The sequence below is a fragment of the Pseudomonas sp. 18173 genome (assembly GCF_050432945.1).
Taxonomy (GTDB): Bacteria; Pseudomonadota; Gammaproteobacteria; order Pseudomonadales; family Pseudomonadaceae; genus Aquipseudomonas.
Window position 1 is genome coordinate 159,573 of record NZ_JBKFTN010000012.1, and the last position, 15,811, is coordinate 175,383.

Sequence of the window (15,811 nt, forward strand, 5' to 3'; positions counted from 1 at the left end):
GATAGAGAATCATGAAGTACATATTTGACATCGTGCATGGCCTCTACACCCAGCTTCGCAGCCTGGTGATGATCTTCGGCCACGCCTTCCGCAAGCGCGACACGCTGCAGTACCCGGAAGAACCGGTCTACCTGCCGCCGCGCTACCGTGGACGTATCGTCCTGACCCGCGACCCCGACGGCGAAGAGCGTTGCGTAGCCTGCAACCTGTGCGCCGTGGCATGCCCGGTCGGTTGCATCTCGCTGCAGAAAGCTGAAACCGAAGACGGTCGCTGGTACCCGGACTTCTTCCGCATCAACTTCTCGCGCTGCATTTTCTGCGGCCTCTGCGAGGAAGCCTGCCCGACCACCGCGATCCAGCTGACGCCGGATTTCGAAATGGCCGAGTTCAAACGTCAGGACCTGGTTTACGAGAAAGAAGATCTGCTGATCTCCGGCCCCGGCAAAAACCCTGATTACAACTTCTATCGTGTTGCAGGTATGGCGATTGCCGGTAAGCCGAAGGGCTCCGCGCAGAATGAAGCCGAACCGGTCAACGTGAAGAGCTTGCTGCCTTAAGGAAGAAAGATGGAATTCGCTTTCTATTTCGCATCGGGTATCGCTGTGGTGTCCACGCTCCGCGTGATCACCAACACCAACCCCGTGCACGCCCTGCTCTACCTGATCATTTCGCTGATCGCCGTGGCGATGACGTTCTTCGCCCTCGGCGCACCGTTTGCCGGTGTCCTGGAAGTGATCGCCTACGCTGGCGCCATCATGGTGCTGTTCGTGTTCGTGGTGATGATGCTGAACCTGGGCCCGGCCTCGGTTCAGCAAGAGCGCGTCTGGCTCAAGCCCGGTATCTGGGGCGGCCCGGTCGCCCTCGCCGCCTTGCTGCTGGTTGAACTGCTGTATGTGCTGTTCTCCCACCAGACCGGCCAGGCCGTCGGCCACACCACCGTAGACGCCAAGGCCGTGGGCATCAGCCTGTTCGGTCCTTACCTGCTGGTGGTCGAACTCGCCTCGATGCTGCTGCTTGCCGCAGCCGTCACGGCGTTCCATCTGGGCCGTAACGAAGCCAAGGAGCAATGACGATGCCTGCTATCCCTATGGAGCATGGTCTGGCGGTTGCCGGCATCCTGTTCTGCCTCGGTCTGGTCGGCCTGATGGTCCGCCGCAACATCCTCTTCGTGCTGATGAGCCTGGAGGTCATGATGAATGCCTCCGCCTTGGCGTTCATCGTTGCCGGTAGCCGCTGGGCGCAGCCGGATGGGCAGATCATGTTCATCCTGGTGATCAGCCTGGCAGCCGCCGAGGCCAGTATCGGCCTGGCTATCCTGCTGCAACTGTATCGCCGCTTCCACACGCTCGATATCGACGCTGCCAGTGAGATGCGCGGATGAACCTACTCTTTCTGACTTTCGTATTCCCTCTTATCGGTTTCCTGCTGCTGTCGTTCTCGCGCGGCCGCCTCTCGGAAAACCTGTCGGCGCTGATCGGCGTTGGTTCCGTCGGCCTGTCTGCCATCGTCGCGGCTTACGTGATCTGGCAATTCAACGTCGCGCCACCGGAAGGCGGTCACTACACCCAGGTGTTGTGGCAGTGGATGGCGGTGGAAGGCTTCAAGCCGAACTTTGCGCTGTACCTGGACGGTCTGTCCCTGACCATGCTGGGTGTAGTCGTCGGCGTGGGCTTCCTGATCCACCTGTTCGCGTCCTGGTACATGCGCGGTGAAGACGGTTACTCGCGTTTCTTCGCCTACACCAACCTGTTTATCGCCAGCATGCTGTTCCTGGTGCTGGGCGATAACCTGTTGTTCCTGTACTTCGGCTGGGAAGGCGTGGGCCTGTGCTCGTACCTGTTGATCGGTTTCTACTACAGCAACCGCAACAACGGTAACGCGGCACTCAAGGCCTTCATCGTGACCCGTATCGGCGACGTGTTCATGGCCATCGGCCTGTTCATCCTGTTTGCCCAACTGGGCACGCTGAACGTTCAGGAACTGCTGGTGCTGGCACCGCAGAAGTTCCAGGCGGGCAATATCTGGATGGTCCTGGCCACCCTGATGCTGCTGGGCGGCGCTGTCGGTAAATCCGCGCAACTGCCGCTGCAAACCTGGCTGGCGGACGCGATGGCCGGTCCTACCCCGGTTTCGGCACTGATCCACGCCGCAACCATGGTGACCGCCGGTGTCTACCTGATCGCCCGTACCCACGGCCTGTTCACCCTGGCGCCGGAAATCCTGCACCTTGTAGGCATCGTCGGTGGCGTGACCCTGGTCCTGGCCGGTTTCGCCGCCCTGGTCCAGACCGACATCAAGCGTATCCTCGCCTACTCGACCATGAGCCAGATCGGCTACATGTTCCTGGCCCTGGGCGTCGGTGCCTGGGATGGCGCGATCTTCCACCTGATGACCCACGCGTTCTTCAAGGCCCTGTTGTTCCTTGCCTCCGGTGCGGTGATCGTTGCCTGCCACCACGAGCAGGACATCTTCAAGATGGGCGGTCTGTGGAAGAAACTGCCTCTGGCCTACGCCAGCTTCATCGTCGGCGGCGCGGCCCTGGCGGCCCTGCCACTGGTGACCGCAGGCTTCTACTCCAAGGACGAAATCCTCTGGGAAGCGTTCGCCAGCGGCAACCACGGTCTGCTCTACGCAGGTCTGGTCGGCGCGTTCATGACCTCGCTGTACACCTTCCGCCTGATCTTCATCGCGTTCCACGGTGAAGCGAAGACCGAAGCCCACGCCGGTCACGGCATCGCCCACTGGCTGCCACTGTCGGTGCTGATCGTATTGTCCACCGCCATCGGCGCGATGATCGTTCCGCCACTGCACGGCGTACTGCCGGAAAGCGTCGGCCATGCCGGCGGCGAAGCCAAGCACAGCCTGGAAATCGCCTCGGGCGCCATCGCCCTGTCCGGTATCCTGCTGGCCGCGCTGCTGTTCCTCGGCAAGCGTCGCTTCGTGACCGCCATCGCCAACAGCGGCATCGGCCGTTTCCTGTCGGCCTGGTGGTTCGCCGCCTGGGGCTTCGACTGGATCTACGACAAACTGTTCGTCAAGCCATACCTGGCGATCAGCCACATCCTGCGCAAAGACCCGCTGGACCAGACCATCGGTCTGATCCCGCGTATGGCCAAAGGCGGTCACACCGCCCTGAGCCGTACCGAGACCGGTCAACTGCGTTGGTACGCCGCCTCGATGGCTGCTGGTGCCGTGCTGGTTATCGGCGCCGTCGTGCTGGTAGCGGTCTGATATGAACCTTGCGAACTTGCGAAAGGAATTGAGCCCGTCATGATTCTGCCTTGGCTAATCCTGATCCCCTTCATCGGCGGCCTGCTGTGCTGGATGGGTGAGCGCTTCGGCGCCACCCTCCCCCGCTGGATTGCGCTGATCACCATGTCCCTGTTGCTCTCCCTCGGCCTCTGGCTGTGGGCCAACGGCGACTATTCGTTTGCACCGGCACCGGGTGCCGATCCGACCTGGGCGCTTGAGTTCAAGCACGTCTGGATCCAGCGCTTTGGCATCAACGTGCACCTGGCCCTCGACGGCCTGTCGCTGTTGATGATCATGCTGACCGGCCTGCTGGGTGTCCTCTCGGTACTCTGCTCGTGGAAAGAGATCCAGCGTCACGTTGGCTTCTTCCACCTGAACCTGATGTGGATCCTGGGCGGTGTCGTCGGCGTGTTCCTCGCCCTCGACCTGTTCATGTTCTTCTTCTTCTGGGAAATGATGCTGGTGCCGATGTACTTCCTCATCGCGCTCTGGGGTCACAGTTCTTCGGACGGCAAGAAAACCCGGATCTACGCGGCGACCAAGTTCTTCATCTTCACTCAGGCTTCCGGCCTGATCATGCTGGTGGCGATCCTGGGCCTGGTACTGGTCAACTTCAACGACACCGGCGTGATTACCTTCAACTACGCCGACCTGTTGAAGACCAAGATGTCGACCACCACCGAGTACATCCTGATGCTCGGTTTCTTCATCGCCTTCGCGGTGAAGCTGCCAGTCGTGCCGTTCCACTCCTGGTTGCCTGACGCTCACGCCCAGGCGCCGACCGCAGGTTCCGTCGACCTCGCCGGTATCTTGCTCAAGACCGCGGCCTACGGCCTGCTGCGTTTCGCCCTGCCGCTGTTCCCGAATGCGTCGGCCGAGTTCGCGCCGTTCGCCATGACCCTGGGTCTGATCGGGATCTTCTACGGTGCGTTCCTGGCGTTCGCGCAAACCGACATCAAGCGTCTGATTGCCTTCTCGTCCGTTTCCCACATGGGCTTCGTCCTGATCGGCATCTACTCCGGCAGCCAACTGGCGCTGCAGGGCGCAGTGATGCAGATGCTGGCGCACGGCCTGTCGGCGGCGGCACTCTTTATCCTGAGTGGCCAGCTGTACGAACGCACCCACACCCGCGACATGCGTGAAATGGGTGGCCTGTGGTCGAAGATCGCCTACCTGCCGGCCCTCAGCCTGTTCTTCGCGGCCGCGTCGCTGGGCTTGCCGGGTACCGGTAACTTCGTCGGCGAGTTCCTGATCCTGATCGGTACCTTCCCGTTCGCTCCGTGGGTCACCATCATCGCGACGTCCGGCCTGGTGTTCGGTTCGGTCTACTCGCTGATCATGATCCATCGTGCCTACTTCGGCCCGGCCAAATCGGACGCGGTGATGCATGGCATGGACGGTCGCGAAATGATCATGGTGGTCGGCCTGGCAGCGCTGCTGATCTACATCGGCATCTACCCGCAACCGTTCCTCGATACCTCTGCCGCTACGATGCATGGCGTGCAGCAATGGCTCGGCACCGCCTTCACTCAACTCGCTTCGGCCCGGTAAGAGCGCTATGGAATTCACGACTCAACACTTTATCGCGCTAGCGCCGCTGTTGATTACCAGCGCCACGATCATCGTGGTGATGCTGGCAATTGCCTGGCGCCGCAACCACTCCCAGACCTTCCTGCTGTCGGTGGCGGGTCTGAACCTGGCGTTGCTGTCGATCCTGCCAGCCTTGAAGGTCGCGCCACTGGCTGTGACCCCACTGCTGCAAATCGATAGCTTCGCTTGCCTGTACATGGCGCTGATCCTGGTCGCCACCCTCGCCTGTGTCACCCTCGCCCACGCCTACCTCGGCGATGGCGGCACGGGTTACCCGGGCAACCGTGAAGAACTGTACCTGCTGATCCTGATGGCCGCCGCCGGTGGCCTGGTGCTGGTCAGCGCGCAGCACCTGGCCGGGTTGTTCGTCGGTCTGGAACTGCTGTCGGTGCCGGTCTACGGTCTGGTGGCCTATGCCTTCTTCAACAAGCGCTCGCTGGAAGCCGGCATCAAGTACATGGTGCTGTCGGCGGCCGGTTCCGCGTTCCTGTTGTTCGGTATGGCCCTGCTCTACGCTGACGCCGGCTCCCTGAGCTTCGTCGGCATCGGCCAGGCACTGGCGGCTACCGGCCTGCCAAGCTCGCTGGCACAACTGGGCCTGGGCATGATGCTGATCGGCCTGGCGTTCAAGCTGTCGCTGGTGCCGTTCCACCTCTGGACTCCGGACGTTTACGAAGGTGCTCCGGCACCGGTTGCAGCGTTCCTGGCGACCGCTTCCAAGGTTGCCGTGTTCGCCGTGATGGTGCGTCTGTTCCAGATCTCCCCTGCTGCGAGCAGCGGCGTGCTGAGCAACGTGCTGACCATCATCGCCATCGCGTCGATCCTGTTCGGTAACCTGCTGGCCCTGACCCAGAGCAACCTCAAGCGTCTGCTGGGTTACTCGTCCATCGCCCACTTCGGCTACCTGCTGATCGCCCTGGTGGCGAGCAAGGGCCTGGCCGTGGAAGCCATCGGCGTGTACCTGGTCACCTACGTGATCACCAGCCTCGGCGCTTTCGGCGTGATCACCCTGATGTCCTCGCCGTACAAAGGCCGTGACGCAGACGCCCTGTACGAATACCGCGGCCTGTTCTGGCGCCGTCCGTACCTGACCGCCGTGCTGACCGTGATGATGCTGTCCCTGGCCGGTATCCCGCTGACCGCAGGCTTCATCGGCAAGTTCTACATCATCGCCACCGGCGTCGAGTCCCATCAGTGGTGGCTGGTCGCCTCCCTGGTACTGGGCAGTGCCATCGGCGTGTTCTACTACCTGCGAGTGATGGTCACCCTGTACCTGATCGAGCCAAACCTGCGCCGCGTCGACGCTCAACTGCACTGGGAACAGAAGGCAGGCGGCGTGATGCTGCTGGCCATCGCGGTACTGGCTTTCTTCCTCGGCCTGTATCCGCAGCCGCTGCTGAACCTGGTTCAGCAATCGGGCCTGGCGGGTTGATCGCTTAGCGACACCTGGTAGCAAACAGAAACGGCACCTTCGGGTGCCGTTTTTGCGTTTGTGGGATTTTTTACCAGCACGCTCCCCTCCTCCGACAATCCCCGAAAGCTCTCGCCGTATTACCCACCTCGTCCTACATCAAGATCGAGCACCTGGTTTTATCTTTAATGACTGCTGGATCGAGAAACCAATACGAGAGCGAACAATGAACCGTGACATCTTTTCCGAACTGGCTCCTGCCACCCTTGAGAAACCACGCATTTTTGCCCTCCGTGAATATTCTGGCTATATTTGTCCAGAATATGGGAGAGAAATCATGATCGTCGTTCCGCTGGCCGAAGCAAAAAACAATCTATCAAAACTCGTTGATGACGCAGCCGCTGGGCAGATCATCACGATTGCCAAACACGGTCGGGCTCTCGCACGTCTGGTTCCGGTGGGGAAAACCTGTGGCCAGCGCATCGGAACGATGAAAGGCAAACTTGTACTTCCCGATGATTTCGACGCGCCACTGTCGGACGACATGTTCGATATGTTTGAAGGCGCTCACGAATGAGGCTTCTGCTCGACACGCACATTTTGCTCTGGACACTCAGTGATGATCCCAGACTCTCCGGAAAAGCCAGAAAGCTCATCGAGAACGCTGCCGACATATATGTCAGCGCAGCGTCATTCTGGGAGATGGCGATCAAGATCGGGTTGGGAAAGCTGAACGTTGATCTGGAGGAAATCCGGCAGTACTGCCTCGAAAGCGGGTTCATCGAATTGCCGGTAACGTCCGAGCATGCCATTGCCGTGAAAGACCTCGAACATCATCATCGTGACCCGTTCGACCGCCTCATTGTTGCGACAGCCATGACTGAACCCATGAAACTTCTCACCGCCGACCCGTTGGTTGCCAAGTACACGGATTTAGCTGTGTTGGTTTGACGGGTTCACCACAACGCTAGTGTTCAGCGGAATGACAAGGTTTTGCTTCGTTATCCTGGGAACTCCCATCGCGATAGCGGACGATCAGGCACAAAGGAAAACGGCACCTTCCGGTGCCGTTCGCGTTTCACATTACAACCACTTTACTTACGCGCCGCCTCCCACGATTTCAGCAATTCATTGTACTCACAGTTTCGCCTTTAGGCTTCTCGTTCGCCAGTTTCGGCTTCGGCGCGCGTGATTGATCGAACCAGTATTGTGTGTCGCGCTCGGGATTCATTTTCGGGGGGCTCGTTCACTGACCTCCGTACAAGCGGCTCCCGCCTCGACGTTACAGACCTCCAAAACACTCAGCCGCAAAGAAAGACATAAAAAAGGCGATTCTCCGCGAAGACGCATTGAAGTCTAAACTCAGGTTGTTTTATTCATGGCTGAGGGCATTCTTCTAATCGATCTGAATCGGTTCCACTAATGGAACTTTCGTCGAGAGTTCCATCCGCACCGATGTAAATGCTGGTCGTCGGCCACTTAGGATTCTTTATCATTATGCATTGACTTTTATTTGACGCCACCCAATCAAACCGCATAAAGAAATTATCATCGGGAAAAAGATGACCGGGCCCTCCTGTAGATTCGCCAGGAGAGATTTCCCCTCTAAAAATATCGTGCTGAGTATTAAGAACAAACTCCAACTTCCCGCTTCCTTTTTCTGAAAAATATATTTTCACCCTCGGAACGGCGACGTACCAGACAAAATATATCAACAGCAACAGCATTAGCAGTCTGCGCTTCAGATATAAGCTGTTCCTTTTATTTGCATCTGTGCACACTTATGCCTTTCCCCCAACCAGCAGGATCACCCGCAAGCACTTCATCCATAATAATCTTGGCGCTGACCCCACCGATTGAATAAATACGGAAAAGGCTCACGCCAATAGCTATCGACTTCCTGTCCGGTATGTCATCCCACGCCCTTAACCCCTTTATGTCCTCTGAGCGATGAGGCCCTGGCTTGTTTTCCCAATCTTGAAGCTTACGTACCGTATCGGAAATGATCTGCTCGGCACCTGCACCATCCAGTAACACCTGCTCCGAAAAACCTGCAGCCATTCCTACATATCCGTAATGAATATTCGACCAAATATCGTAAAAATAATCATATTTTCCCTGCTTGTGGCGAACATCGCCCCCAAAATTAGCCTTTATCTTCGGCTTATGATCCCAAGGCCGATTCTGCCCAACCCGCTCTGTCCATAGTGCAAACGCCTCGGCTTGCTTGACAAGGGCGATGCTGTGGAAGTTGGGCTGATGACCGAGTCGCAGATAAAATGGGATTTCCATATATTTATTTGTTTCAGCCTCCGGGCTATAGCTGTTCAGCTCCTTCATTTTCAGAACCGAAGGGTGCGTGATGTTGCGGTTCATCTCGTTGGCTATGTAGCAAGCCAATTCTTCCATTCGGTCCGGGTGATTGCAGGAAGCTGGATCGACGAGAAAGGCCGTGGCCTTCGCTGCAGGTTTCGGATCAGCCCCCTGCTGTTTCGATGTAAACTTGTTATCAGTTTGGGGCGCCGGTGAGCCAACACCGCTGGTCGCACGCGGTGCGGGGCGTGCCTCGCTTTGATAGGTCGCCGTGACCACAGAAGGGATCAACCGGGCTTTGCAGGGGCAATCGCTGTGGCTGTCCAGCGTGCCCGCCACAGCTTTGCCATGACTGATCATGTAGGAAATCCCGCCGACAATCTTATAAGTCTTGCCGTCCTTGCCACAGGTGACTCGATCACCTTCGCGGGCATGGGCGATGCCGAACATCACGACGCCGGTATGGCCATCCAGGACTCTACCGCCACAGGTGGTCTTGTCATGCAGGCCAATGAAATGTCCTTCGTTCATTGATGTCCGTCCTCCTTGATCGAAGGTAGAAAATCCTCGGCCATCGCTACACCTTCACGCCCTACTAACAAAAAACCGTCTTGTAAGGTGTTGATGATCTCGTCGCCATTGCAAAGATGGCTGCCGACCAGCGCCACATCGCTATTTTCTTGTCCCGCCCCCGTCACGATCTCCGCCGTGCTTCCATCGGCGTACACAACGTGATCGCCTTTCTGTGCCGCACGTACTTTCCGGCCACTCTCCAGGGTGAACTCCAGCGGCGATGTCGCTTGCCGGACTACCCCACCGTCGCGGGTTTGGCTGCCCTCGGTTGCAATTCGGTAAATGGCGTGGGCGGGATGAGCTTCTATGTATGCCTGCCCTTGGCGAACAACGGCCAGAGTTTCGTCGCAAAAGTGCGCAAGCCGCTCTTCAGTGAAGTGGGGGGCGTCAAGACTGCGAAGAAATTCAGCGGAGACTTCGTTGGTATACGAGGGGTGCAATGGTGCATTCATTTGAGAATCCTTCTTCCGGGAATGGTGTTCAGAAATAATGCGGCGGACGCTAACAGCGTCGCGACTCCTCCGGCAGGGTCATCTGAACGATTAGGAAGTTTCGTCAAAAGGAAATGTCTTTTTCCTACAGCATCCTTCAAAGGATGCCTTTGTAGAGAAATGCAAGTTCGTTTTGTGGTTCCAACACAAACAAAAACGGCACCTTCCGGTGCCGTTCGCCTTTCACACTCCCAAACAGTTACTTACGCGCATCCGCCCACGACTTCAGCAGCTCGTTGTAGCTCACGGTTTCGCCCTTCGGCTTTTCGTTCGCCAGTTTCGGCTTCGGTGCGCCCGGCTGATCGAACCAGTATTGCGCATCACGCTCAGGGTTCATTTTCGGTGCGCAGGTGGCCTGGGCCTTCGAACGCTCCAGTCGGCTCATGATTGCATCCTGATCCTTGGCCAGGCCGTCCAGTGCCTGTTGCGGGGTCTTGTCGCCGCTGGCGGCTTCGGCGATGTGGCTCCACCACAGTTGCGCCAGACGCGGATAATCCGGCACGTTGGTCCCGGTCGGAGTCCATTGCACACGGGCCGGGCTGCGGTAGAACTCCACCAGGCCACCGAGTTTCGGTGCCAGGTCGGTCATCGCCTGCGAGTTGATGTCCGACTCGCGGATCGGCGTCAGGCCGACGATGGTTTTCTTCAGCGACACGGTTTTCGAGGTCACGAACTGCGCGTACAGCCAGGCCGCCAGTTTCTGCTTCTCAGGCGTGGACTTCATGAAGGTCCAGGAGCCCACGTCCTGATAGCCCAGCTTCATGCCCTCCTCCCAGTACGGCCCACGCGGCGACGGCGCCATGCGCCATTTCGGCGTGCCATCGCTGTTCACCACAGGCAGACCCGACTTGGTCATGTCGGCGGTGAACGCGGTGTACCAGAAGATCTGCTGGGCAATGTTGCCCTGGGACGGCACCGGGCCGGATTCGGAGAAGGTCATGCCCGCCGCCTCCGGTGGTGCATAGGCCTTGAGCCAGTCGACGTATTTGGTGGTGGCAAAGACCGCCGCCGGGCCGTTGGTATCGCCGCCACGGGTCACGCTGGAGCCGACCGGATGGCAGTCCTCGACCCGGATGCCCCACTCGTCCACCGGCAAGCCGTTGGGGATGCCCTTGTCGCCGCCACCGGCCATGGAGAACCAGGCATCGGTAAAGCGCCAACCCAGGGACGGGTCTTTCTTGCCGTAGTCCATGTGCCCATAGACTCGCTTGCCGTCGATTTCCTTGACGTCTTCGCTGAAGAACTTGGCGATGTCTTCATAGGCCGACCAGTTCACCGGCACGCCCAGCTCATAGCCGTACTTTTCCTTGAACTTGGCTTTCAGCTCCGGCCGCTCGAACCAGTCGGCGCGGAACCAGTAGAGGTTGGCGAACTGCTGGTCGGGCAACTGGTAGATCTTGCCGTCTGGCGCGGTGGTGAAGGAAATGCCGATGAAGTCCTTGATGTCCAGGGTCGGCGAAGTGAAGTCCTTGCCTTCATTGGCCATCAGGTCGGTGATCGCTTCGGTCTTGCCGTAGCGAAAGTGCGTACCGATCAGGTCCGAGTCATTGACCCAGCCGTCATAGATGCTCTTGTCCGATTGCATCACGGTCTGCAGTTTTTCCACCACGTCGCCTTCTTGCAGCAAGTCGTGGGTCACTTTGATCCCGGTGATTTCGGTAAAGGCCTTGGCCAGTACCTTGGACTCGTACTCGTGGGTGGTCAGGGTTTCCGAGACGACCTTGATGTCCATCCCGCGAAACGGCTCGGCGGCCTTGATGAACCACTTCAATTCCGCCAGTTGCTGATCGGCCGTCAGGGTGGATGGCTTGAACTCGCCGCCAATCCATTTCTTCGCAGCGTCTTCATAGGCATCGGCCCAGGCCGCTGCGCTCAACCCGCTGAGTGCCAGCATGGCTGCCAATGAAATGCTATGTCGCAGCTTATTGTTTTTGTCGAACATAGAGACCTCCTGTATGGGATTTCGGAGCAACATTGCCGAGCGACTCGACTAGCCCCAACGCATCACAGCCAACAGCCACACCAGGGACAACGCGAAAGCGACCCAGATGCTCCAGTCGGTGACGCCGATTACCAGCAAATGCAGGTAGGCGCTGCCGAGAAGACCGATAAACAACCGATCGCCACGGGTGGTGGCAATCGGCAGGAAACCTCGCCGAAGCACACTCGGCGAACGCAACTCCCAGGTGGTCATGCCCACCAGGATCAAGGCAATGACGCCGAAGAACGCCGTCGTGGGGACTGTCCAGCTCATCCATTCCATCATCAGCTCCTCATACCCGGCCCAGGGCAAAGCCCTTGGCCACGTGGTTGCGAACAAACCAGATCACCAGCATGCCCGGCAGGATGGTCAGCACCCCCGCCGCCGCCAGCACGCCCCAGTCGATACCGGATGCCGAGACAGTGCGGGTCATCACCGCTGCGATGGGTTTGGCGTTCACCGAAGTGAGGGTGCGCGCCAACAGCAGTTCGACCCAGGAAAACATGAAGCAGAAGAACGCCGTGACGCCGATGCCGGAGCCGATCAGCGGGATGAAGATCTTCACGAAGAACTTGGGAAAGCTGTAGCCATCGATGTAGGCGGTTTCGTCGATTTCCTTGGGCACGCCGGACATGAAGCCTTCGAGAATCCACACTGCCAGCGGCACGTTGAACAGGCAGTGGGCCAGGGCGACGGCGATGTGGGTGTCGAACAACCCGATCGATGAATACAGCTGGAAGAACGGCAACAGGAACACCGCCGGTGGCGCCATGCGGTTGGTCAGCAGCCAGAAGAACAGGTGCTTGTCGCCGAGGAAGCGATAACGCGAGAACGCATAGGCCGCCGGCAATGCCACGCTCAGGGAAATCACCGTATTCAGGCTGACGTAGTACAGCGAGTTGAGGTAGCCGGTGTACCAGCTCGGGTCGGTGAAGATCACCTTGTAGTTGTGAAAGGTGAAATCCTGCGGAAACAGCGTCAGGCCGCCGAGGATTTCGGTGTTGCTCTTGAACGACATGTTCAGCAGCCAGTAGATGGGCACCAGCAGGAACAGGATGTAGAGCAGCAGCGGAACAAGCTTTCTCTTGCTCATGGCGGGCCTCAGCGGTTGGCGTCAGAGTGAGTCATGGCGGTGTAGAACAGCCAGGACACCAACAGGATGATCAGGAAGTACACCAGCGAGAATGCCGCTGCCGGCCCCAGGTCGAACTGCCCTACGGCCATCTGGGTCAGGGTCTGGCTGAGGAAGGTGGTGGCATTGCCCGGACCGCCGCCGGTGAGTACGAACGGCTCGGTGTAGATCATGAAGCTGTCCATGAACCGCAGCATCACGGCGATCAGCAGCACGCTCTTGAGCTTGGGCAACTGGATATGCCGGAACACCGCCCAGGCCGAGGCGCGGTCGATCCGCGCCGCCTGGTAATACACATCCGGAATCGCCCGCAACCCGGAGAAGCACAACAGCGCCACCAGCGAGGTCCAGTGCCAGACGTCCATCACCAGCACGGTGACCCAGGCGTCCATGGTATTGGCCGCATAGTTGTAGCTGATGCCCATGGCATTGAGGCTCGAACCGAGCAGGCCGATATCGGCGCGGCCGAAGATCTGCCAGATGGTGCCGACCACGTTCCACGGGATCAGCAACGGGATCGCCAGCACGATCAACACCACCGAAGACCAGCGGCCCTTGGTCGGCATGGTCAGGGCTATGGCGATGCCCAAAGGGATTTCGATCAGCAGCACACAGGCGGAATAGATGAACTGACGCAGCAGCGAGTCATGCAGGCGCGGGTCGAGCAACACCTGCCTGTACCAGTCGGCGCCGACGAAATAGCGGCTGGACTGGTCGAAAATGTCCTGCACCGAATAGTTGACCACGGTCATCATCGGGATCACCGCACTGAACGCCACCAGCAGGAACACCGGCAGCACCAGCCACCAGGCCTTGTTGTTCTGCACCTTGTTCATGGCTGTGCCTCTTTTTTGTTGGCAGACGCTTCATTAATGCTTTGGGTTTCCAGGAGGAATTCGTCGGCGTAGACCATCAGCCATTGCCCTGGAAAACTGATGAAGGCCGTGCCTTGCGGCACTGCTTTGTCTTCGGCCAGGCGCACCTTCAGCGGCATGCCATCGAGGTTGAGCGTCATGATCTTGTAGGTGCCCAGGTCTTCGACGTGTACGACCTGTGCCCGCAGCGCGTCATCAAAGGCTTCGTCCCACACATGGACGAACTCCGGGCGAATGCCGACCTTCAGGGTTTTCCATTCGGATTCGGCGATACGCTGTTGCATGGCTTCGGACAGTGGCAGGTGGGTCGAGGCAAACCCGACGCCCCCCGGCCGGGGCTGCACTTCGATCAGGTTCATCCCCGGACTGCCAATGAAGTAGCCGACAAAGGTGTGGCTCGGCCGCTCGAACAATTCCCTTGGCGTACCGAATTGCACGATCTGCCCGCCGTACATCACCGCGATCTTGTCGGCGAAGGTCGAGGCCTCCAGTTGATCGTGGGTGACGTAGACCATGGTGATGTTGAACTGCTCGTGGATCTGCTTGAGCTTGCGCCGCAGCTTCCACTTCAGGTGCGGGTCGATCACCGTCAGCGGCTCGTCGAACAGGATCGCCGACACGTCATCGCGCACCAGGCCACGGCCCATGGAGACTTTCTGTTTTTCGTCAGCGGTGAGGTTGCGGGCCTTTTTGCTCAGCAGGTTCTGCAGGTCGAGGACTTCGGCAATTTCCTGCACCTTGGTATGAATCTTCGCCTCGGACATGCCCTGGTTGCGCAAGGGGAAGGCCAGGTTGTCGAACACCGTCATGGTGTCGTAGACCACCGGAAACTGGAAAACCTGGGCAATGTTGCGCTTCTCCGGGGTCAGGTTGTTGACTGCCTTGCCGTCGAACAGCACATGGCCCTGGGACGGGCTGAGCAACCCGGAAATGATGTTGAGCAAGGTCGACTTGCCGCAGCCCGAAGGACCGAGCAACGCGTAGGCGCCACCCTGCTCCCAAATGTGGTCCATCTCACGGATCGCGTAATCCTCGGGACCGCCCGGTGTTTTGGTGTAGCTGTGGGCGAGGTTCTGCAAACGGATTTCGGCCATCAGGCAACCCTCGCGACACGCCGGCCCGGCGCCTGCACCAGCCGTCCCTGCGTATCGAACACAAACAGTTTATGGGTCGGGATGTAGATGCGGATCGGCGCATCGACGTCGTATTCGTGGACACCGGGCAAGTGCAGCACCAGCAGGAAATGCTCGTTGCGCACATGCAGGAAGGTTTCCGAACCGCTGATCTCGGCCACCTCGACGGTCACCGCCAGTTCAAGATCGTCATCGTTGCTCGGCACCAGCGAGATATGGCTGGGCCGCACGCCGAAGCGAAACTCGCCCTCGCCCACCGGACGCAAGTCGACGTTCAGCGGAAAGTGCACGAAATTGGCGAAACTCACTTCGTTGCCGGCAATGCGTCCCGGCATCAGGTTGATCGGCGGTTCGGAGAACAGCTCCGCCGCCAGCACCGATTGCGGCTGGTGATAGACCGAGGAAGACGGGCCGCTCTGGATCACCCGGCCTTCGTGGAGAATGGTCGTGGTGCCACCCAGGGCCAGGGCTTCGTTGGGCTCGGTGGTGGCGTAGATCGCGATGGTATGGCGTGCCTTGAACAGCTCGCGCATTTCCTGACGCAGCTCTTCGCGCAACTTGTAGTCGAGGTTGACCAGCGGCTCGTCGAACAAGATCAGCTCGGCATCCTTGACCAGCGCCCGGGCCATGGCCGTGCGTTGTTGCTGGCCGCCGGAGAGTTCGAGGGGATGGCGCTGGAGGAACTTCTCGATACGCAGCATCTTCGCGGTTTCCAGCACCTTGCTCTGGATCAACTCGCTGGACACACCGGCCTGGCGCAGCGGCGAGGCGATGTTTTCGAAGACGGTCATGGTCGGATAATTGATGAACTGCTGATACACCATCGACACATTGCGCAAGCGCACCGGGCGTTGAGTGACGTCGACGCCATTCATCAGGATGCGACCACTGTCGGGCTTGTCCAGCCCGGCCATCAAGCGCATCAGGCTGGTTTTGCCGGACAGCGTGCGACCGAGCAGAACGTTGAAGGAACCGGGTTCAAAACTCAGGTTGGCATCGTCGATCCAGGTCTGGCCCTCGACGGTGCGGCTGACATGCTCCAGGGTTAATGACATGGCTC

General features: G+C 59.0%; 16 protein-coding genes. 8 read left to right on the forward strand and 8 right to left on the reverse strand.

Annotated elements, in window-relative coordinates:
• Nucleotides 1-11: 11 nt before the first annotated feature.
• The 8 genes from nuoI (at nt 12) to ACLD1X_RS15650 (ending at nt 7,204) form a co-directional block, all read left to right on the forward strand.
• Nucleotides 12-557 (forward strand): NADH-quinone oxidoreductase subunit NuoI, encoded by a 546-nt coding sequence (gene nuoI, locus ACLD1X_RS15615; protein ID WP_218191728.1) that lies wholly within the window; start codon nt 12-14, stop codon nt 555-557.
• 9 nt (nt 558-566) lie between these two features.
• The gene (gene nuoJ, locus ACLD1X_RS15620) at nt 567-1,070 is read left to right on the forward strand and encodes an NADH-quinone oxidoreductase subunit J (RefSeq protein ID WP_096510117.1); all 504 of its coding nucleotides are present in this window, start codon (nt 567-569) and stop codon (nt 1,068-1,070) included.
• Nucleotides 1,071-1,072: 2 nt separating this feature from the next.
• The gene (nuoK, locus tag ACLD1X_RS15625; protein ID WP_007946416.1) at nt 1,073-1,381 is read left to right on the forward strand and encodes an NADH-quinone oxidoreductase subunit NuoK; all 309 of its coding nucleotides are present in this window, start codon (nt 1,073-1,075) and stop codon (nt 1,379-1,381) included.
• Nucleotides 1,378-3,231 carry an NADH-quinone oxidoreductase subunit L gene (nuoL, locus tag ACLD1X_RS15630; protein ID WP_429369095.1) on the forward strand — a complete coding sequence of 618 codons (1,854 nt, stop codon included), beginning with the start codon at nt 1,378-1,380 and terminating at the stop codon, nt 3,229-3,231. The genes nuoK and nuoL overlap by 4 nt, the downstream gene beginning before the upstream one ends.
• A gap of 39 nt (nt 3,232-3,270) precedes the next feature.
• Nucleotides 3,271-4,803, forward strand: coding sequence for an NADH-quinone oxidoreductase subunit M (gene nuoM / locus ACLD1X_RS15635; protein ID WP_429369097.1), 1,533 nt, complete (start codon nt 3,271-3,273; stop codon nt 4,801-4,803).
• Nucleotides 4,804-4,810: 7 nt separating this feature from the next.
• The gene (gene nuoN, locus ACLD1X_RS15640) at nt 4,811-6,274 is read left to right on the forward strand and encodes an NADH-quinone oxidoreductase subunit NuoN (protein ID WP_429369099.1); all 1,464 of its coding nucleotides are present in this window, start codon (nt 4,811-4,813) and stop codon (nt 6,272-6,274) included.
• A gap of 205 nt (nt 6,275-6,479) precedes the next feature.
• Nucleotides 6,480-6,830 carry a type II toxin-antitoxin system Phd/YefM family antitoxin gene (locus ACLD1X_RS15645; protein ID WP_429369101.1) on the forward strand — a complete coding sequence of 117 codons (351 nt, stop codon included), beginning with the start codon at nt 6,480-6,482 and terminating at the stop codon, nt 6,828-6,830.
• Nucleotides 6,827-7,204: a type II toxin-antitoxin system VapC family toxin gene (locus tag ACLD1X_RS15650; RefSeq protein ID WP_429369103.1), complete on the forward strand. Its 378-nt coding sequence runs from the start codon at nt 6,827-6,829 to the stop codon at nt 7,202-7,204. Before ACLD1X_RS15645 ends, ACLD1X_RS15650 begins: the two co-directional genes overlap by 4 nt.
• An 810-nt stretch (nt 7,205-8,014) precedes the next feature.
• On the opposite strand, the gene ACLD1X_RS15655 is transcribed toward ACLD1X_RS15650, so the two are convergent.
• From ACLD1X_RS15655 to ACLD1X_RS15690, 8 genes are all read right to left on the reverse strand, one after another.
• Nucleotides 8,015-9,097, reverse strand: coding sequence for a polymorphic toxin type 44 domain-containing protein (locus tag ACLD1X_RS15655; RefSeq protein ID WP_429369105.1), 1,083 nt, complete (start codon nt 9,095-9,097; stop codon nt 8,015-8,017).
• Nucleotides 9,094-9,591, reverse strand: coding sequence for a hypothetical protein (locus ACLD1X_RS15660; RefSeq protein ID WP_429369107.1), 498 nt, complete (start codon nt 9,589-9,591; stop codon nt 9,094-9,096). The genes ACLD1X_RS15655 and ACLD1X_RS15660 overlap by 4 nt, the downstream gene beginning before the upstream one ends.
• A gap of 238 nt (nt 9,592-9,829) precedes the next feature.
• A complete protein-coding gene (locus tag ACLD1X_RS15665) occupies nt 9,830-11,572 on the reverse strand; it encodes an extracellular solute-binding protein (protein WP_429369109.1) in 1,743 nt (580 codons plus the stop codon).
• A gap of 48 nt (nt 11,573-11,620) precedes the next feature.
• The gene (locus ACLD1X_RS15670; protein ID WP_057399940.1) at nt 11,621-11,893 is read right to left on the reverse strand and encodes a DUF2160 domain-containing protein; all 273 of its coding nucleotides are present in this window, start codon (nt 11,891-11,893) and stop codon (nt 11,621-11,623) included.
• A 10-nt stretch (nt 11,894-11,903) separates the two neighbouring features.
• On the reverse strand, nt 11,904-12,704 hold the full coding sequence (locus ACLD1X_RS15675) for a carbohydrate ABC transporter permease (protein ID WP_169430960.1): 801 nt from the start codon (nt 12,702-12,704) through the stop codon (nt 11,904-11,906).
• 8 nt (nt 12,705-12,712) lie between these two features.
• A complete protein-coding gene (locus ACLD1X_RS15680; protein ID WP_196586120.1) occupies nt 12,713-13,579 on the reverse strand; it encodes a carbohydrate ABC transporter permease in 867 nt (288 codons plus the stop codon).
• Nucleotides 13,576-14,712 carry an ABC transporter ATP-binding protein gene (locus ACLD1X_RS15685; protein WP_429369112.1) on the reverse strand — a complete coding sequence of 379 codons (1,137 nt, stop codon included), beginning with the start codon at nt 14,710-14,712 and terminating at the stop codon, nt 13,576-13,578. Before ACLD1X_RS15685 ends, ACLD1X_RS15680 begins: the two co-directional genes overlap by 4 nt.
• Nucleotides 14,712-15,806, reverse strand: coding sequence for an ABC transporter ATP-binding protein (locus ACLD1X_RS15690; protein ID WP_008020688.1), 1,095 nt, complete (start codon nt 15,804-15,806; stop codon nt 14,712-14,714). Before ACLD1X_RS15690 ends, ACLD1X_RS15685 begins: the two co-directional genes overlap by 1 nt.
• Nucleotides 15,807-15,811 lie beyond the last annotated feature (5 nt).